Raw genomic sequence first — 18,687 nt, 5'->3', positions numbered from 1 at the left:
GTTGGCGCCAACACCAATTGTTTCCGATGGAATCAGAATACAAATAATATACTGTACATCCATACAGTATCAATTGGCAAGTTGGTCTGTGGAAAACTCGAAGGCAAGCACTTCGGTCTGGAGGGAACGGCTTCGATTAGCGTGCGTAGCGTGTCCGCCCGCTCCACCATTCAATAAGTCAGGCCGAGACTCACCGTCCAGCCGCTGACGTGGGGACCAAACAGATACGCCCCGCCCACGCGCACGTGTTTGGCCTGAGCGTCGTCTCTTGAGATGGGAAGGTCGAATCCACCGCCGATGTTCGCCAACGTCGAAAACCCGAGCGCGCTGTGATTGGCCCCGAAGAATCCGCCGTATCCCGCATTGACGACATAATTCAGCGGGCGGGCAAATAGCTGAGCGCCGGTCGGTCCTGTGTAAGCCGACTGGATCGACCATGAACCGGCCGTTTCCCTGAATCGCAACAAGGGATCCGACTCGTCAAAGCTGGAGATCCACGACCACGCAATATGCCCGCGAATCGTCAGCGTCTGTGCTGACGCTATGTTCGTCGTCCATTCGAGCGCGGCGTTCGGCGTGACCAGCCACGCATTCTCGTGCCAGTTGAACAACGGCCCGTCGGTGAGAGGTTTAAGGCCGGCGGCCGCACCCTTATACGAAGCGTCATTGAGCAACCTGGCCATGCTCAGGTCCAGGCCGGGCTCGAATGTGAATCCATATCCGAGTTTGCTTTTCAGGAACAGACCGCCCGTTGCGCTGAAGGCCGACCACTTGCTCGCGACACTGCCCGGCGCGCCGTCCAGGCCGCCAATCGCGAGTTCGTCCTTTTCGCGAAAGTAACCGCCGGAAACCCGCCAGCCAATACTGTTTTGATCGGAGAAGGTAAGCAGACTACCCTCATAGGGAATTCGCGTGATGGTGAATGAATGGGGAGCGACACCATTCGAGATGTCGAGGTGTGCGGAGCTGATGTCCGGGGATGCGGTCAAGTTCAGGATTTGCGAATAACCTGACCCGAGACGCGCAGCGCCGATGAGATCGCGGCTGGATTGCGCAACGGCATATGCCGCGTGTGTGACGATCGAAAGAACGACAAAGAACCGGACCACAAGGACCGGCGCAAGGTTACGGTGGTTTCGGGCCGAAGATCGCATGCGGGTTCTCTCCGTGTGGCGAGTGCATACCCGCCAGGAAAGCAATTTACCGCACGCGAGTCCGGGGTGGTTTGTCTTGAACCGCTTATCTCGATCCACTTTCAGTCGAGGTACTTCCCCGAACCAGGGGCTATCGCCCGATGAATCACCACGGGATCGTCACATCGTTCCATCGTGTGAACGTTCCTGTCGGGCTGTCCGCATCCAGCATTGCAACGCGGACCACCTCGCGCGCCCCTTCCTCGACAGTATCGGTGCCCGCATAGCCGTTCAGGTTCGTCTTGGTAAAACCTGGAGAAACGGCGTGGACCTTGATGCCCTCCTGCTCCAGTTCGATAGCCATGGCGACCGTCAAGGCATTGAGCGCCGTCTTGGACGCGGGGTAGACGGGCCCAAAGATCCCGCGATACGGGAAAGCCGGGTCCAGATTCGTCGTCAACGACCCGACGCCGCTCGATACGTTGATGATGCGGGCACCCGGCGTCTTGCGCAAAATTGGCAGCATGGCCTGATACACGGCAAGCACACCGAAGACATTGGTGTCCCACACTGCGCGCATTTCATCGAGAGATACATTGCTCGGTCGTGTCGTGCTCGAATACTCCTCGACGGTCTGCCCGGGCTGCTTCTTCGTGTTCGAAACGGCCGCATTCTGGATGAGCAGATCGAGGCGGCCAAATTCATTCCGAACCCGCTCGGCAGCGGATGCGATCGAAGCATGATCCGTCACGTCGAGTTGTAGCGCGACAGCGCCGGCACCCACTTCGCTGGCCGCCGCCTCACCGCGTTCAGGGTTGCGCGATCCGACCAGCACCGTCAGACCGCGCGCCACGAGTTCCTTCGCGATCTGAAGACCGATTCCCTGATTGGCCCCGGTCACAAGAGCAACGCGTTTGTCATGCATGGCAATCTCCTTGTCATGTTGCGCCGTAGCGCATAGAAGCGATTTTCGTGTTTGCTCCGGGCGCTCAGCCAACCTCGGCCGCCCATGCTTCGGCGTCGGCGCCGGCCGGGATGCGCATCGGAGACGACGGATCGGTTGCCGCGCGCCAGACGGCTTCGGCAACGTCCTGTGACCGGGTGGTCGGTGCAGACGTGTCCTGGAACTGCGCGAAGACTTGCTTGACCACACCGGCGTAAGCCTCGTGGTCGAGACCATGCATGTGCGCGTGGGCGTTGTCGGCGAACCGGGTATCGGGCGCACGGCCCGGCAGCACCAGGCGCGCCCGCACGCCGAAGGGCTCGAGTTCCAGCGCCATTGCCTCGGTGAAGGCGTTTACCGCCGCCTTGCTTGCGCGGTAAGCGGAGATCAAAGGCATTGCCCTCAGCGTGACGCTCGACGTCACATTTACCACGACGCCGGCCTTGCGTTCCCGGAACTGCGGCAGCACCGCCTGCGTCACCGCGATCGTGCCAAACGTGTTGGTCTCGAAGATGCCGCGCACGGTCGCAATCGGGGTGAACTCCGCCGGAGATGCCGCACCGATGCCCGCGTTGTTGACAAGGACGTCGATAGGCCCGGCCGCCTCAATAGCCTTGCGGATGCTTTCCGGATCCGTGACGTCGAGCGCCAGCACGCGCAGCCGCTCTGAAGGCGGCAGTACATCGGCGCGGGGCGTGCGCATCGTGGCGATGACTTGCCAGTCGCGGGCCAGGAAATAGCGGGCTGTTTCAAGGCCGAATCCGGAAGAGCAACCCGTGATCAGTACGGTTTTCATGTGAACTCCTTTGTTGGGGTGGTGTGCGTATGGCTCCCACGATAGACCGCCGAACCAGTACTTGCTACAATCAAAAGTCCGAATTTCATCTGCAGGAGTCCGGCTGTGATCGACCCTTTGGCCGAAGTCGTGCTGCTGCTGCAGCCGAGCGCCCGGTTTTCCAAACTGGTTTTTGGCGCCAGTCCCTGGCGCGTGAACCGCTCCGATGCCGGCCAGCCGTCCTATTGCGTGGTGCTCGAGGGCGGGTGCCGGGTTGCGATTGACGGACACGAGCCAATCGAGCTCATCTCCGGCGACTTCATGCTGATTCCCGCCGCGTATGGCGTTGCAATGTCCAGCCTCGTGCCGCCACCCCCGGGCGTCGAGACGCTGGCGCCCACCGCGCTCGGCAACAATGAATTCAGGATCGGGGACGCTGACAGCCCCATCGATACGCGGTTGATGGCGGGTCACTGCAGCTTCGGTTCACCGGACGCGTCCCTGCTGGTCGCGTTGCTGCCGCAAATCGTGCATGTCCGCGGCGAACAGCGGCTTGCCACTCTCGTGCAACTGGTAAGAGATGAATCACGCGGACAGCGGCCCGCTCGCGAGGTCGTGCTGTCGCGGTTGCTCGAGGTGCTGCTTATCGAGGCGTTGCGGTCCACGGCTGAGACGACGGCATCGCCGGGTTTGGTGCGGGGACTGTCCGATGCGCGCCTTGCGGCCGCGATCCGCGGTATGCACGCACAGCCGACGCGAGCATGGACGGTTGCCGAGCTCGCAAAAGAGGCCGCGCTGTCGCGATCGACCTTCTTCGAACGCTTCAACCGGGCGGTCGGCGTGGCGCCAATGGAATATCTGCTCACCTGGCGCATGGCGCTTGCGAAAGACCTGCTGCGCCGAAGTGAAGGCCGTGTCGCCGAGATCGCACAGCGCGTGGGCTACAGCTCCGCGAGCACTTTCAGCGTCGCCTTCACGCGGCACGTCGGGCGGCCGCCGTCGCAATATGCGCGCGAGGAACAGGTCGTCACCGACGACACGTGATCCGGAAGCGATGACGCATCAATGGGCGTCGCTTCGACGATGCCATCGAAACCCGATTAAGCATCAAGTCGTGCTCTCGACAGGTTGCGCAGCCGCGGACATCTTCCGGATGCGGTCCGCGATCGCGGCATCGACCGGTGTGTAGACGATCAATCCGAGATCCGGCCGGCCATCGACTGAAAACGATGAGTATTCCAGTTCAACAGTCCCGAGCTCCGGGTGCATCAGTTCCTTCGTTCCGTCTCCGTGACCGTGCACCTCGTTCTCCCGCCACAGGACTTCGAACTCCGGACTGGCCCTGCAAAGCTCGTCCACGAGTTCATTGACCTCAGACACGGCGCCCGCCCGCGCGGCATCCGCCCTGAACGCACCGACAACAAACCGGGCGATGTTTTGCCAGTCATGCTGCTTGGCGCGAATAGCGGGATTGCAAAACAGGAAGCGCAAGATGTTGCGCTGATCTGCCGGCAGTGCGCCATAGTCGGTCAGCACGATGGCCGCGGCACGGTTCCACGCAACGACGTCCCAGGTAGCGGTCTTGATCAGAGCGGGACTTCCATCGAGCGAATCGAGCAGGCGCTGCAGCCGGGGACTGACACCGTCTACAGACGTATAGCGGACTTCCGGCGGCCGTCCCAGCCCCAATACGAAAAGATATTCGCGCTCCGGCTCCGTCAGCATCAACGCGCCGGCGATCCGGTCCAATACGTCTGACGATGGCGCGCCGCCACGTCCCTGTTCCAGCCACGTGTACCAGGTCGGGCTGATATGCGCCCGCAATGCAACCTCTTCCCTGCGCAACCCCGGCGTGCGCCTGGGTCCCGAAAACCCGAACGCGGCCGGGTCCAGCCGCGTTCGGCGGTTGCGTAGAAAGACTCCTAAGGAACTGGGCGTGCTGATCGGCATGAGGACCCTGTTAGTCATCTTAATATGATGATCTCACTACTTTAAAGGAATAGAAAATCGCCGGATAGTAGGCTCCTTACTATCCAGCGAGGCAACGACCATGCGTATTTTTCTTACGGGCGCGACAGGATTCATCGGATCGGCTCTCGTTCCGGAACTCATTCAAGCAGGTCATCATGTTATCGGCATGACCCGTTCGGACGATGGAGCGCGCGCACTCGAAGCCGCCGGCGCCGGGGTGCATCGCGGCACGCTGGAGGATCCCGAAAGCCTGCGCAGCGGCGCAGCGCAAGCGGATGCGGTCATTCATACTGCGTTCGACCACGACTTCACCAAATTCGTCGAAAACTGTGAAAAGGACAAGTGCGCCATCGCCGCCCTTGGCTCCGCACTCGCAGGCTCCGACCGGCCCCTCGTCATCACCTCGGGAACGGGAATGGGCAGCGGTCAGCACGGCGAACCGGCGCTCGAAGACGTCTTCAATACCAGTCATCCCAATCCACGTATTGCGTCGGAACTAGCCGGGAATGCGCTTCTCGAGACGGGCATCAATGTGTCCGTCGTGCGGCTGCCCCAGGTCCACAATCCATTCAAGCAGGGACTGATTTCGCCGCTCGTCGCAGTCGCACGCGAGAAAGGCGTCTCGGCCTATGTGGGCGACGGCCTCAACCGCTGGCCAGCCGGTCACCTTTCCGATGTTGCACGTCTCTACCGGCTCGCAGTGGAGGCAGGCAATCAGGGGGCGCGTTATCACGCAGTGGGCGAAGAAGGCATCACGAGCCGGGCTATCGCAGAATCCCTCGGCCGGGGCCTGAATCTGCCGGTCGCTTCGATCACCGCGGAGGAAGCAGCGGCACATTTCGGATGGATGGGAATGTTCGTCGGCCTCGATATGCCGGCATCCAGCGCCCTCACGCAAGCTCGATTGGGCTGGATTCCGACGGGGCCGACGCTTATCGAGGATCTGAACCAAGCGCGGTTCGTCTGATCAGCGCGTTCGCGGCGGCCTCGGGACGTGGAACCCAAAGCAGGCCCCTGGGTGAAAACGTGACGAGACGGTCAGTCCGCGCGCCGACGGGCCGAAATAGCGGATGCAGTCGACACCACCAGGTCCGCAAAGCGCTGTTCGTCGCGATCGGCGTGCCAGCGTGAGCGCGCGACGGCAATGTTCACCGCGCCGATGCCTCGGCCATGCGCGTTGGTGATGGCCGCGGCAGTCGAGATATCGGCGACGAAATATTCGTCTTCCGTATGCGCATAGCCCTGCTTGCGGATCTGCACAAGGCGCTCCTTGATCTTGCGCGGCTGATGCACGGTGGATGCGGTGTATTGGACAAGGTTGGTGCGCGCCAGGATATCGTCGACCTCTCCATCCGGCAGCGTGGCAAGGATTGCGAGACCGGGCGCCGTGCAATACGCCGGCAACCGCGAGCCTGTGATCACGTGCGCATTGAACACGTTGCGACTGACAATCCGCAGCACAAACACGATGTCGACGTCGTCGAGCACGGTCAGATTAGTGGCCTCTTCCGTCTCTGAGCCGAGTTGCTGAAGATACGGCGTGGCCCGGCTTACCAGCTCGTTGGAAGTCAGATAGTGATAAGTGAAATCGAGCAGCTTGGGCGACAGTTCGTACTTGCGGCTGTCCGGGTCCTTGAACAGGTAGCCAAGCGCCGACAGCGTGAACGTGAAGCGTTGCGTGGCGCTTGTGTCGAAACCGGTCAGTGCGGAGATTTCGGAAAGCGATAATTGCCGCTTGCTGCCGTCGAACGCGGTCAGCACGCGCATGGCCTTTTCAACCGATTGCACGAAGAGCGATGACTCCGTCGGATCGCTCGCCTTTTCCTCGCCGGAAACGGCGAGTGGCGCATTGGACTTGCGGCGGCTGGTGGGCGGGGCGGATCTCACGTTCTTGTTCTCAGCATCGGTCAGGCACGGGCTCGCATTATCGCATGTCGCTGTACAGGTATCAGAATGAGATAACTGGCTGACTGCGCCTTGCTCCGCTCTGATAGAGCTTCAGCGGCGCAGCCTGTCCCATGCGTTACCCACGTCCCGCGAAAGCAGATGCTTGCGGATCCGTTCGCTCGCGGTGAGTTCGAACTGCTCGACAGCCCGGTAATATCGCGGCAGCTGAAAGCTTGCGAGGCGCTCGGAAGCCCATGCATGGAGCGCTTCCCAGTCTATGGCTGCGTCCTTGAACTGCACATCCAGAAGGATGTCCTGCTCCCCCACCAATGTCGCCACGCCAATTGCGGCGCTCGCCTTGACCGCCGGATGCCCGGCAAACACCCGCTCGATCTCCCACGCCGAAACGTTCTCGCCGCGCACCCGCATGCTGTCGGTTCGCCGTCCAATGAAAAACAGATCGCCGTCCGCGTCGCGCCGCGCGTGGTCGCCGGTGTGCAGCTTGCCATCGCGCAACGCGGCGCGGGTTGCTTCGTCGTTCTTCAGATACGCGGGCAACAACGCCCCCTCCACTTTACTTGTCAGCACGATTTCGCCGGGCTCGCCGTTCGCAACCGGGCGGCCCTGCTCGTCCAGAAGTTCGAGGTCGAACCACGGCAGCGCCTTTCCGATCGAACCCGCTTTGCCCGTTGCATTGAGCGTCGCAAAGCTCGAGCATTCGGTCATGCCGTAGCATTCCCGCAGCCGGACGCCCAGGCGCTCTTCTGTGGCGTGCCACGCGGCGGCGCCGACACCCGCGCCCCATGCCACGCGCAGTGCATGATCGCGCGGCTGTGCATCGCGGGGCAACTGCATCAGGATGTCGAGTATGCCGCCCAGGTAATGCAACTGCGTCGCGCCCGCGCGTGTCACCTGTGGCCAGAACTGCGAGGCGGAGAAGCGCGGCACCACATGCAACGTGACGGACGCGAGAAACGGCAGCAGCAGCATCTGTGCGCCGCCGATATGGCACAGCGGCTCCCACATGAAAAGACGGTCGCCGGCGCGCACGTCGGCGACCTTCAACGCGGCTTCGCTGGCGATACGCATCATCCTGTGCGTGAACAGGACGCCCTTCGGCGCACCCGTCGTGCCGGACGTGTAGATGATGCAAAGCGGATCGTGCACGCCAATGTCCGGCGTGTACAGTGTGGCAGTCGCGGCGTGTGCAGCGACATCCGGCAAGCGCTCGCGCCGCGCTTCGCCGCAATCGATCTGCGCGGTGACGGCATCGAATTCCTGATCGAATACGAAGAGCTTCGGCTCGGCATGCTGAAGCAGATACTCAAGGCCCGTTCCCCGCAGCCGGGTATTGACCGGCACCCATACGACCCCGCTCAGGATCAGCGCATAGATCAGATAGATGTGCTCCGGGCTGTTTCCGAGCATCACCGCGACGCGGTCGCCCTGTTCGATTCCGGTGTGCTTGAACCACACCTGCAGCTGTCCGATATGTCTCACCGCTTCGTCGCAGCGGATGGTGCGGTTTTCATAATGCAGGAAGATACGCGCAGGGTCTGCAAAGAGGCCCGCCGCCAGAAGCGCAACGCAATCGAGTTCGTCTTGCGGATGACGATGTGGAAAATAATCGGAATAGCAATGCATGTCTTTTAAGTCGTCGATTGTGCAATGTCAGCGCGTGCGGCGCTTGAGCCAGGAAGAAACGGAAATCACCAGCGCAATCAGTACGACAAGGGTCGTTGAAACCGCAGCCAGTGTCGGCGTGATCGCCAGTTGAATGTCGTCCCACATTTGCTTGGGCAGGGTCGTGTTGATTCCACCGCTCACAAAGATGGCGATCGTCAGATCATCGAACGACACGAGGAAAGCGAACAGGAACGCGGCGCTCACGCTCGCCATCAGAAGCGGCAGCACCACGGTGCGGATTCGCTGGAATGAAGACGCGCCCATGACGCGTGCCGCATCGTCCAGACGCCAGTCGAAGCGCTGGAAACCGGCCGCGAGCGTCACGACCACATACGGAATCGCCAGCACCGTATGGCCGATGATCAGGCCGGTATTGGTTCCCGTCAGCCCGAACCGGCTCAGCAAATACAGGAGCCCGACCGCAACGACGATGCGCGGCACGATCAACGGCGCGACCATCAACGCGAAAACGGGTTTGACGGCACGCTGCGGCATGCGCGTCATCGCGAGGGTCGCGCCGAATCCGAGCACGACCGACAGCACCGCTGTTCCAAACCCCACCACGAACGAGCGGATCACCGCGCTCTGCCAGACCGGCGACCCGAGGAAAGTGCCGAACCAGCGCACACTGAAAAGCTTCGGGGGAAAGGCGATAAAGTCGCCGCGCGTGAACGCATACGGAATCACCGACAGCACCGGCACGACCAGCACGATCATGACCGCGATAGTGAAGAGGCCGAGCGGACTGACGAGACGGACACCGTCACCTTGCCGGAAAGTCTCGCGCCGCCTTGCGAGCGGCGCGCAGATACGTCCCACCCAGATCAGCAGCGCGAGCTTGAGCCCTTGCGCGCGTGACGTGCGCTGGCGTTCGCGCACCTCGCCCGTCAGCGACGTCAGGCCGACCATGCGGTCATACAGGAAGAAAATCGCAATCGAGCATATCAACAGCACCGTCGAAAGCGCGCCGGCAAAATGCATGTCGAACAGTTCGAGTACCGACGAGATCACCAGTTGCGCGATCATCGTCTCGCGTGGCGAACCGAGCAGCGCGGGCACGATAAAAAAGCCGATACTGGAGACAAACACGAGCAGTCCGGCCGCGGCCACACCCGGTGACGAGAGCGGCAGGAACATCGTGAAGAAGCTCGTGCTGCGCTCGGCGCCGAGCGTTTCGGCGGCCTGCGAAAGGCGCTCGTCGATGCCGCGCATCACTGGCAGCATCGTCATGACGGCCAGCGGCAGCATTGAATGCACCATGCCGATCAGCACGCCCGTCAGCGACGGAATCGTGCCGGTCGTCTCATGAACGAGGCCGAGTGCAAGTGCTATCGAGGAAAGAACGCCGGTCTTCGACAGCAGCAGCATCCACGCATAAGTCTTGACCAGATAGCTGGTCCAGAAGGGCAGCATGATCCACAGCAGCCAGCGCTCGCGCACACGGTCCGAGACGCGGCTCAGCAAATAAGCGACCGGGTATCCAAGCACGACCGAGAATGCCGCCGTGAGCAGTGAGATCGAGAATGTGGTCCACAGCACCTTGGCATAGACAGGCGTGCGGGCGATACGGGCGAACTGCCCGAAGCCGTACGTGCCGTCGCGGTTGACGAGGCCGCCTTGCAGGATCTCGCCCACGGGCAAGATGAAGAACACCAGCAGGAACAGCAAGGTCGGCACAACCGGTGCGAAGCGCAACGAAGCGGCGAGCCAGGCGCTTCGCCGCCGCGCAGTGTCGGTGGAACGCGGCACACGTATGGCGAGAGTCATGAAAATTCCTTTGCGGCGCTAAGCGTCACGCATGAAGCAGCGTGGTGCGGTATGGGTCCCATGTCAGGCCCACCGTGTCTCCAATGCGCGGACTGAGCGTGCGTGCGCAACGCGCCGTGAGTTCGCTGCCATCGGGCAGCGACAGTTGCACGTGCGTGTCGCTGCCGAAGAACACAATGTCGTCGATACGGCCATCGACAAAACCGCGCTTCGGCTCGACGAACTCCAGCGCCTCGGGCCGCAGCAGCAAGGTATGGCGTGCGGCTTGACCGGGCTTCGCGGTGCGCGGCAGCGGAATGCGGCCGCCGGCCACGAGCAGGATGGGCTCGCCGCTTGCATCAGGCGTGTCCGCGAGCGCGCCTTCGAGCAGATTCGAATGGCCGATGAAACCAGCCGCGAAGCGCGTCGCGGGCCGATCGTACAAATCGGCGGGCGTGCCGATCTGCTCGATGCGCGCATCGTTCATCAGGCAGATGCGGTCCGAAAGCGTGAGTGCTTCGTCCTGATCGTGCGTCACATAGACGAAGGTCGCACCGAGCTCCTTGTGGAGACGGCGTATTTCCGCCTGCATGTGCTCACGCAGCTTTTTATCGAGTGCGCCGAGCGGCTCGTCGAGCAGGATCACCGACGGACGGTAGGCGAAGCAGCGCGCGAGTGCGATGCGCTGCTGCTGCCCGCCGGACAGCTCCTTTGGAAACCGCCCTTTGTATTCGCTCATGCGCACCATTTCGAGCGCGCCTTCCACTGCCTCGCGCACGTCCTCGCGCGACTTGCGGCGCATTCGCAAGCCGTAAGCGACGTTGTCCCACACGCTCATGTGCGGAAACAGCGCATAGCTTTGGAACACCATGCCGATGCCGCGCTTGCCCGGTTCGACGTGCGTCACATCTCGTCCGTCTATCTCGATGCGCCCGGCGCTGGGCGCGACCAGCCCCGAAATCATCTGGAGCAGCGTGGTCTTGCCCGACCCGGAAGGACCGAGCAGCGTCAGGAATTCGCCGGCCTGCACGGTCATGCTGGTCGGCTCCAGCGCGACGGTATCGCCGTAACGCTTGGTCAGTCCGATCGCTTCCAGTTTTGCGCTCATCGTTGCACCTTTACGAAATGATCCACGAATTGAAGCGTTCAGTGACCTTCTGGCGATTCTCCTGCCACCACTGCGGACTTGGCAGCTTCATGTCGCGGATGTTGTCCGGCGCAGTCGGCAACAAGGGAACGCGCTGCGGCGGGATGGTTTCGAACGACTTGCGGTTGGTGGGTCCGTAAGCAAGTGTCTGCGTGAGGAGCGCCTGACGCTTTGCGTCCGCGCAGAAGCGCACGAACTGCTTCGCCATCTCGGCGCGCGGCGTGCCTTTGGGAATACCCCATCCTTCGATGGAATACAGGCCCTGATTCCAGACGATCCTGACCGGCGCACCGCCGTCGATCGCGGACTGCGCGCGGCCGTTCCATAGTGAAATCATGTCGACGTCGCCACTCTGGATTGCCTGCATGGACTGCGCACCCGAAGTCCACCAGATCGCAATATGCGGTTTGATCTTGTCGAGACTCTTGAATGCGCGGTCGACGTCGAGCGGATAGAGCTTGTCGAGCGGCACGCCGTCGGCGAGCAACGCTTGCTCCAGCGTGTCGAGCGGACTGCGCCGCAGGCAGCGGCGGCCCGGAAAACGCTTGACGTCCCAGAAGTCTGTCCACGATTTCGGGCCGTTCGCCTGGAATTTGTCGGTGCGGTACGCGAGCACCGTGGAATAGACGTCCACGCCCAGCCAGTTGGGCGTGATCGCTTCGGGCATCACATCCGGGAAGTCGGACGGCTTGAGGCCGATCGGCTCCATCAGGCCCTTCGCTTCGAGGTATGGAATGTCGGCGGAGAGCGTGAGTGTGGTCACGTCCCACACATAGTTTTTCGTCTTCACCATCGCTTCGAACTGCGCGACCGGCTGCGACTCGCGTGCGACGCTTACCACCTTGATGCCCGTCGCTTTTTCGAACGGATCGTAGAACGCCTGACGATACGCGAGCGTATAAGGGCCGCCCGGGTCCGACACGACAATCTGCTTGTCATCCGCGCGGACCAGCACCGGCATTGCACCCGCGAGCGCAAGTGCGCCTGCACCCTGCAACAGCCGGCGCCGCTTTTCGTTGAAGTGTTGCGTCATTGCCATGGTCTCCCGCTCGATGGTTCAGTAGATGAAACGCGACCGGCTCACTTGGCGCGCTTGCGGAAGAACTCTTCCATCATGCGGGCGGGTTCGCCCGAATCGTAGGCTTCGCGCTGAATGCGAGCGCCCGCTTCTATGCAGTCCTGAAAACCCGGCTCGGTCATTTCGCGGAATCGCTGTTTATCCAGACGCATTGCAACCGGCGGTTTGTTGCCCAGGTCGGTCGCGATCTCGAGCGCTTTTTCCAGTACTTTTTCTTCGGCCACGATGTGGTGAATCAGGCCGATCTGCTTGCATTCATCGGCGTCCATCAGGCGGCCCGTGAGCGTCAGTTCGATCGTGCGCGACATGCCGAGCATGGAGTTCATGATCCACGGACCGGTCGTGCTCGCGATACCCGCGTTGATTTCCGGCTGGCCCATGCGCACGCCCGGATGACCGACGCGGATGTCGCCAAGCAGCGCCACCTGGAACGCCGAGCCCGCTGCCGTGCCGTTCAGCGCCATCACCAGCGGCTTCTTGAGGCCGCGCAGCGCAGCGTAGTAACGCTGCCATTCCTTGACCCAGGCGACCGCACGTTCGCCGTCGAAGTCATGGGCCTCCGAGAGATCCTGCCCGGCAGAAAAGGCGCGGTTGCCGGCGCCCGTCATGATGATCGCCGTGACATTGTCGTCAGCGTCGAAGCGTTCCAGTGCGTCGATGATCGCGTTGCGCATCGGCGTGGTCCACGCATTGAGTTTTTCCGGACGATTGAGCGTGATGATCGCTACACGTTCATGGCGGGATACCAAAATGTCTTCAGTCATTTTTTATCGCATCGCAATAGTTGTTGGGTGACATTCAATATACGTTGAGCAAAAACAGAGCGCAAGCAGGAGTTTTCACCTGTCTGCCGGCGTGACACACGCGCTTAAGAACTGTCCTATTGGTTTCCCGGGTGGAGAATTCCTGCGCTAGAATTACTGTATATTTGTACAGTACTCAGCAAGAGGTCCCCCGTGAACTCCGCCTTCGGCAATCCAGAGAAACTCCCGCAGTCCAGCAAGGCGTCGTGCCGTCTCGACGCCCTGATCGACTCGACCACGCATCCCGGTTTGGGGGGAATCGCCTTGTGGCGCGGGTCGCAGCTTGCCCGCTCGCACGGACAGACGGTCGACACGGGCTATGCCGTGCTTTCCGCTGAATTGCCCGGCGGCGGCTGGCCCCTGGGCACGCTGATCGAGTTGCTGGTGCAGCAGCCGGGCGTGGGCGAAGTCAGGCTGCTGCGCCCGGCGCTCGCCGCCGTGAGCAAACGCCCGATCGCGCTCGTGCAGCCGCCCCATATTCCGAACTCGCTTGCGTTCGCCTACCTAGGCGTGCCGCTCGACAAACTGCTCCGGTTGCGTGCGGCAAAAATGGCCGATGCCCTCTGGTCAGCCGAGCAAATTCTCAAGGCCGGCAGTTGCGGCGCACTCGTTTTCTGGCAGCAACATATGCGCACCGAGTCGCTGCGGCGTCTGCACCTGGCCGCGCAGTCGTCAGAAACACTGTTCATGGTGGTGCGCCCGCTTGCGTGCGCGCCGGATTCGTCGCCGGCTACGTTGCGGCTGGCGGTGCGTCCGGCGGGCAGCGGCATTGTTGTCGATGTCATCAAGCGCAAAGGCCCGATCCGCACCGAAAGACTGTCAGTCACCCTGCAACCCTCTCCCATTTTGTTGAGCCCCCATGCCCGTGTACGTCGGCATCCATCTACCGCGGTTGTCGCTGGAAGTGTTCCGTCCACGCTGGTCGCGTAGGCCTGAACACGGCTGCGTCGTCCTCGACCACGACAAGGTCCTGATCGCGGACCCGGGTGCTCGCGAGGCCGGCGTGTGCCTCGGCATGAAGCGCGGCGGCGTGCTCACGTTGGCGCCCGACACGCTGATGTTCGAGCGCGACCTGGTCAAGGAACAGGACGTGATGCGCGAGGCCGCTTTTTCGTTGATGAAGTTCTCGCCCATGGTCGCGTTGTGCGACGAGGAAACCATCGTTGTGGATGTAACGGCGAGCTTGCGGCTGTTTGGCGGTATCGTGAAGTTGTGCCAGCAGATGCGGGATATCGTCGATGCAATCGGTCTCAGTGCGCGCGTGAGTACATCGCCGACGGGTCAGGGCGCCTGGCTGCTTGCCAAAAGCGCGGGCCGTGCCCACATCAGGCGGCGCGTGCTGAAAATGGCGTCGCTCGAACGCAAGCTCGGCGCGCTGCCGTTTCAGTCCGTACAGGAAGTGCGCGCGTTCGCCGACTGGTTTTCGGGGCTCGGCTGCAAGACGCTGAACGACATCCGGCGCCTGCCGCGCGCAGGCCTGAAAAAACGCTGCGGCGTCGCGCTGCTCGACTCACTGGATCGCGCTTACGGCATCGCGCCCGAGTTGTACGAGTGGCTGGCCGTGCCGCCGGCGTTCAGTGCGCGTATCGAGTTGCCGGATCGCATCGAAAATGCGGAAGCCATGCTGTTTTCCGCGCGCCGGCTGATCGTGCAAATGTGCGGCTGGCTGAGCACGCAGCAACTCGCGCTCACGCACGCCACGCTCACGCTGGAACATGAGCGCGGGCGCAGCGCCATCGACCCGACGATCATCCAGATCGCGCTTGCCGAACCGACCTGGCACGAACAGCATCTCGTGCGCCTGTTCAAGGAGCGGCTCGGGCGCACGGAACTCGTCGCGGCGGTCATTGCCATGCGGTTGAGCGCTGCAAAAATTCAGGCGGCCGAGCCGCCCACCGAGACGCTTTTCCCCGAACCCGGCGGCTCGCCCGAGGACCATAACCGGCTGCTGGAATTGCTGGTTGCAAGGCTTGGCGCCGAGAATGTGCTGCGGGCGGCGCCGTCGTCGGATCATCGGCCGGAATGCGCGAACCGCTGGATTTCCGTCACCGATACCTCTCTTCCCGCCAAGCCCGAAGGCATGCCGTCAGATCTGCCGCGTCCCGCATGGCTGCTCGAAAAACCACTGCAGTTGATGATGAAAAACCATCGGCCGTTTTATGGCTCGCCGCTGAAAACGGTGTCACCGGCGGAACGCATAGAAGCCGGATGGTTCGATAACAACCTGACCAGCCGCGATTATTTCGTCGCGCAGGCGAACGATCAAAGCTGCTACTGGATTTATCGTGAGCGGCCGGGCAGCGCGGAGGCCGACGACCCACGCTGGTTTCTCCACGGCCTCTTTGGATGACGCGCCGTGGATACGACCTTCTCCACGCTGCCCGCGTATGCGGAGCTATTTGCGTTTTCCAATTTCACATTTCTCCACGGTGCGTCGCGTGGAGAAGAGCTGGTCGCGCGCGCGGCTCAGCTTGGATACGCCGGTCTCGCGATCACCGACGAATGCTCGCTTGCGGGCGTCGTGCGCGCGCATGTGGAGGCGAAGCATCTCGACTTTCCGCTTGTGATCGGCTCGTATTTCAGGCTCGTCAATGCGGACCGGTCGCCGGCGTTCGGGCTCGTCTTGCTGGCGCAGAACCGCGAGGGTTACGGCAATTTGTCGGAGTTGATCACCATCGCGCGGATGCGCTCGAAAAAGGGCGAATACCTGCTCACGCCGAACGATCTCGCGCGCCCGGATAAAGAATTCGCCCATCTGCGCGGCATGCCGGATTGCCTCGCGATCCTCGTGCCCGATTTCCCAGCGAAAGAAGCCGCGCTCGATGCCCAGGTCGAATGGCTCGACACCACGTTTGCTCAACGCGCGTGGGTCGGCTTGACGCTGCATCAGCGTGCACTCGACGATATGCACAGAGGGACGGTCGAACACATTGCATCGCTTTATAAAGTACCCGTGGTCGCAACTGGCAACGTGGTGATGCACGTGCGTTCGCGCAAGCCGCTGCAGGACACCATGACGGCGATCCGCATTGGCAAGCCTGTGTCCCAGTGCGGTTACGAGCTCGCGCCGAACGCCGAGCAGCATCTGCGGTCACGGCTGCGGCTTGCTAATCTTTACCCTGAGCAAACCCTGCGGGAAACGCTCACCGTACTTTCGCGCTGCACTTTTTCACTGCAAGAACTCAAATATGAATACCCCGATGAACTCGTGCCCAAAGGCTATACATCGGCTTCCTATCTAAGGCAGGAAACGTATATTGGCGCGCAGCGCCGCTTTCCTTCAGGCGTGCCGCATGAAGTCCAGGCGCAGATAGAACACGAACTCGATCTGATCGTGGATCTGGAATACGAGCCGTATTTTCTTACCGTGTACGATCTCGTGCGCTTTGCGCGCAGTGAAAACATTCTGTGCCAGGGACGTGGATCGGCCGCGAATTCCGCCGTCTGCTATTGCCTCGGTGTGACCGAAGTGGATCCCGCAAGCAGCAGCATGCTGTTCGAGCGCTTCATCAGCAAGGAGCGCGGTGAGCCGCCGGATATCGATGTCGACTTCGAGCATCAGCGGCGCGAAGAAGTGATCCAGTACATCTACAGGAAATATGGGCGGGACCGGACGGCGATTGCGGCGGCGGTATCGACATACCGGCCGCGCGGCGCATTGCGTGAGACGGGCAAGGCGCTGGGTGTCGATCCGCAGATCGTGGATCGCGTCGCGAAGTCGCATCAATGGTTCGATACCAGTCAGGACTTGCTGCAACGCTTCATAGAATCCGGACTCGATCCGGAGAATCCGCTGATTCAGTCGTGGGCATCGCTTGCGGCGCAATTACTGAATTTTCCACGGCATTTGTCGCAGCATTCCGGCGGGTTTGTGATCAGCCGGGACAAGCTCACGCGGCTGGTTCCCATCGAAAACGCGGCGATGGCCGATCGTAGCGTCATTCAGTGGGACAAGGACGATCTGGAAGCGCTCGGCCTTTTGAAAGTCGATGTGCTTGCGCTCGGCATGCTGTCCGCAATCAGGCGCACGCTCGATATCATTTCGGAGAAACGCGGCGAGCACTTTGAGATGCAGGACATTCCACGTGAGGATAAAACGACTTACGAGATGATCTCGCGGGCGGATACCGTCGGCGTGTTCCAGATCGAATCGCGTGCGCAAATGTCGATGTTGCCGCGGCTCAAGCCGCAAAAATTTTATGATCTCGTGATCGAGGTTGCGATCGTGCGTCCGGGTCCGATTCAAGGCGGTGCCGTGCATCCCTATTTGCGCCGGCGCCAGGGATTTGAGCCGGTGACTTTTCCCAACGATGCCCTGAAGGTCGCGCTCGAAAGAACCCTCGGCGTGCCGATCTTCCAGGAACAAGTGATGCAGATCGCGATGATCGCGGCCGGTTTCACAGCCGGCGAAGCCGATGCCTTGCGTCGCGCGATGGCCGCCTGGAAACGCAAAGGCGGTCTCGGGAAATACTACGACCGGATCGTGAACGGCATGACCGAGCGCGGTTATGAAAGAGTCTTTGCAGAAGGCATATTCGAGCAGATCAAGGGCTTCGGTGAATACGGTTTTCCTGAAAGCCACGCGGCGAGTTTTGCATTGCTCGTGTATGTCAGCAGCTGGTTGAAGTGCCATGAGCCTGCGGCGTTTCTTGCCGCCATGCTCAACTCGCAGCCAATGGGTTTTTATTCGCCTTCGCAGCTCGTGCAAGATGCGCGGCGTCATGGCGTTGTCGTGCTTCCCGTCGATGTCACCATCAGCGGCTGGGATGCGGTGCTCGAGCGTGATGCCGATGGAAACAAGACCGCGGTGCGGATGGGTTTATCGCTGCTCAAGGGAATGCGCGATGGCTCAGCGGAGCGCATCGAAACGGCGCGTTCGGTGCGTCAGTTCACGAGCGTGGGGGACCTCGCGCAACGGGCGCAGCTCGACCGGCACGATCTGCAGGTGCTGGCTGCAGCGAATGCGCTGACATCGCTGGCGGGGAACCGGCGGGAAGCGCTTTGGCAATCGGTCGCCGCCGTACCCGACAAGGACATGCTGAACGATGCACGCATGGAAGACGCAACGCCTGTGCTGGGCGCTCCATCGGAAGCCGACGATATCATCAGCGACTACAAGACGGTCGGTTTATCGCTTGGACGCCATCCGCTTGAATTGCTGCGGGCGGAATTGCTTGCGCATCGATTGATGCCGGCGGCGACGTTGCACAGTTATCGCAATGGCAAGCTCGCGCGTGGTTGCGGTTTGGTGACCGTGAGGCAGCGGCCGGGGACCGCGAAGGGTGTGATGTTCGTCACGCTGGAAGACGAAACGGGAAATGTGAATGTGATCGTGTGGCCGAGTTTGCTGGAAAGGCAGCGGCGCGAGGCGCTGGGCGCGACGCTGCTTGCGGTGTATGGCACCTGGCAATGTGAAGGCGAGGTGAAGCACCTTGTTGCACAGCGGCTGGTGGATATGTCGCATATGCTGGGCGGGCTGGCCAGTGTTAGCCGGGATTTTCATTAAACCCTTTTCATG

15 protein-coding genes are annotated in these 18,687 nt (G+C 61.6%); 5 read left to right on the top strand and 10 right to left on the bottom strand.

The features are described from left to right. Positions 1–170: 170 nt before the first annotated feature. The 3 genes from AX768_RS18240 to AX768_RS18230 all read right to left on the bottom strand — a co-directional run bounded on the left by AX768_RS18240 (position 171) and on the right by AX768_RS18230 (position 2,872). Positions 171–1,154, bottom strand: coding sequence for a hypothetical protein (locus AX768_RS18240; protein ID WP_155524277.1), 984 nt, complete (start codon positions 1,152–1,154; stop codon positions 171–173). 145 nt (positions 1,155–1,299) lie between these two features. Further along, positions 1,300–2,058 carry an SDR family NAD(P)-dependent oxidoreductase gene (locus AX768_RS18235; protein ID WP_062001516.1) on the bottom strand — a complete coding sequence of 253 codons (759 nt, stop codon included), beginning with the start codon at positions 2,056–2,058 and terminating at the stop codon, positions 1,300–1,302. 64 nt (positions 2,059–2,122) lie between these two features. After that, positions 2,123–2,872 carry an SDR family oxidoreductase gene (locus AX768_RS18230; RefSeq protein ID WP_062001515.1) on the bottom strand — a complete coding sequence of 250 codons (750 nt, stop codon included), beginning with the start codon at positions 2,870–2,872 and terminating at the stop codon, positions 2,123–2,125. Between the two features lie 105 nt (positions 2,873–2,977). Between AX768_RS18230 and AX768_RS18225 the strand changes: the two genes are divergently transcribed. Beyond that, positions 2,978–3,895: an AraC family transcriptional regulator gene (locus AX768_RS18225; RefSeq protein ID WP_062001514.1), complete on the top strand. Its 918-nt coding sequence runs from the start codon at positions 2,978–2,980 to the stop codon at positions 3,893–3,895. 63 nt (positions 3,896–3,958) lie between these two features. On the opposite strand, the gene AX768_RS18220 is transcribed toward AX768_RS18225, so the two are convergent. Next, on the bottom strand, positions 3,959–4,801 hold the full coding sequence (locus AX768_RS18220) for a helix-turn-helix transcriptional regulator (RefSeq protein ID WP_062001513.1): 843 nt from the start codon (positions 4,799–4,801) through the stop codon (positions 3,959–3,961). A gap of 100 nt (positions 4,802–4,901) precedes the next feature. Here AX768_RS18220 and AX768_RS18215 point away from each other — a divergent pair, with 100 nt between their 5' ends. Continuing rightward, entirely contained in the window at positions 4,902–5,789 is an 888-nt protein-coding gene (locus AX768_RS18215; protein WP_062001512.1) for an SDR family oxidoreductase, read from the top strand. Between the two features lie 71 nt (positions 5,790–5,860). On the opposite strand, the gene AX768_RS18210 is transcribed toward AX768_RS18215, so the two are convergent. The 6 genes from AX768_RS18210 to AX768_RS18180 all read right to left on the bottom strand — a co-directional run bounded on the left by AX768_RS18210 (position 5,861) and on the right by AX768_RS18180 (position 13,130). Continuing rightward, positions 5,861–6,709, bottom strand: a complete 849-nt coding sequence (locus AX768_RS18210; RefSeq protein ID WP_231941515.1) for an IclR family transcriptional regulator — start codon at positions 6,707–6,709, stop codon at positions 5,861–5,863. Between the two features lie 111 nt (positions 6,710–6,820). Beyond that, positions 6,821–8,353, bottom strand: coding sequence for an AMP-binding protein (locus tag AX768_RS18200; protein WP_062001509.1), 1,533 nt, complete (start codon positions 8,351–8,353; stop codon positions 6,821–6,823). A gap of 27 nt (positions 8,354–8,380) precedes the next feature. Further along, entirely contained in the window at positions 8,381–10,162 is a 1,782-nt protein-coding gene (locus AX768_RS18195) for an ABC transporter permease subunit (protein ID WP_062001508.1), read from the bottom strand. 25 nt (positions 10,163–10,187) lie between these two features. Further along, entirely contained in the window at positions 10,188–11,249 is a 1,062-nt protein-coding gene (locus AX768_RS18190; RefSeq protein ID WP_062001507.1) for an ABC transporter ATP-binding protein, read from the bottom strand. A gap of 10 nt (positions 11,250–11,259) precedes the next feature. Continuing rightward, positions 11,260–12,321, bottom strand: a complete 1,062-nt coding sequence (locus tag AX768_RS18185; RefSeq protein ID WP_062002309.1) for an ABC transporter substrate-binding protein — start codon at positions 12,319–12,321, stop codon at positions 11,260–11,262. A 47-nt stretch (positions 12,322–12,368) separates the two neighbouring features. After that, positions 12,369–13,130 (bottom strand): enoyl-CoA hydratase/isomerase family protein, encoded by a 762-nt coding sequence (locus tag AX768_RS18180; protein ID WP_062001506.1) that lies wholly within the window; start codon positions 13,128–13,130, stop codon positions 12,369–12,371. Positions 13,131–13,391: 261 nt separating this feature from the next. On the opposite strand from AX768_RS18180, the gene imuA reads away from it, so the two are divergent. The 3 genes from imuA to AX768_RS18165 are packed head-to-tail and all read left to right on the top strand — an operon-like array spanning position 13,392 to position 18,675. Further along, entirely contained in the window at positions 13,392–14,099 is a 708-nt protein-coding gene (imuA, locus tag AX768_RS18175; protein WP_119024866.1) for a translesion DNA synthesis-associated protein ImuA, read from the top strand. Then, the gene (locus tag AX768_RS18170; protein ID WP_062001505.1) at positions 14,029–15,519 is read left to right on the top strand and encodes a Y-family DNA polymerase; all 1,491 of its coding nucleotides are present in this window, start codon (positions 14,029–14,031) and stop codon (positions 15,517–15,519) included. Before imuA ends, AX768_RS18170 begins: the two co-directional genes overlap by 71 nt. Positions 15,520–15,525: 6 nt before the next feature. Continuing rightward, positions 15,526–18,675 (top strand): error-prone DNA polymerase, encoded by a 3,150-nt coding sequence (locus AX768_RS18165; protein WP_062001504.1) that lies wholly within the window; start codon positions 15,526–15,528, stop codon positions 18,673–18,675. Positions 18,676–18,687 lie beyond the last annotated feature (12 nt).

It is taken from the genome of Burkholderia sp. PAMC 28687, from assembly GCF_001577465.1.
Taxonomy (GTDB): Bacteria; Pseudomonadota; Gammaproteobacteria; order Burkholderiales; family Burkholderiaceae; genus Caballeronia.
The sequence above is the reverse complement of the archived record's forward strand: the minus strand, read 5'-3'. Positions and strand labels throughout refer to the sequence as shown.

Coding starts and splice junctions, on each gene's coding strand:
- AX768_RS18185 (WP_062002309.1), bottom strand. CDS start 12,321: ATGACGCAACACTTCAACGAAAAGCGGCGCCGGCTGTTGCAGGGTGCA.
- AX768_RS18180 (WP_062001506.1), bottom strand. CDS start 13,130: ATGACTGAAGACATTTTGGTATCCCGCCATGAACGTGTAGCGATCATC.
- AX768_RS18215 (WP_062001512.1), top strand. CDS start 4,902: ATGCGTATTTTTCTTACGGGCGCGACAGGATTCATCGGATCGGCTCTC.
- AX768_RS18170 (WP_062001505.1), top strand. CDS start 14,029: ATGCCCGTGTACGTCGGCATCCATCTACCGCGGTTGTCGCTGGAAGTG.
- AX768_RS18200 (WP_062001509.1), bottom strand. CDS start 8,353: ATGCATTGCTATTCCGATTATTTTCCACATCGTCATCCGCAAGACGAA.
- AX768_RS18230 (WP_062001515.1), bottom strand. CDS start 2,872: ATGAAAACCGTACTGATCACGGGTTGCTCTTCCGGATTCGGCCTTGAA.
- AX768_RS18195 (WP_062001508.1), bottom strand. CDS start 10,162: ATGACTCTCGCCATACGTGTGCCGCGTTCCACCGACACTGCGCGGCGG.
- AX768_RS18190 (WP_062001507.1), bottom strand. CDS start 11,249: ATGAGCGCAAAACTGGAAGCGATCGGACTGACCAAGCGTTACGGCGAT.
- AX768_RS18235 (WP_062001516.1), bottom strand. CDS start 2,058: ATGCATGACAAACGCGTTGCTCTTGTGACCGGGGCCAATCAGGGAATC.
- AX768_RS18240 (WP_155524277.1), bottom strand. CDS start 1,154: ATGCGATCTTCGGCCCGAAACCACCGTAACCTTGCGCCGGTCCTTGTG.
- AX768_RS18220 (WP_062001513.1), bottom strand. CDS start 4,801: ATGCCGATCAGCACGCCCAGTTCCTTAGGAGTCTTTCTACGCAACCGC.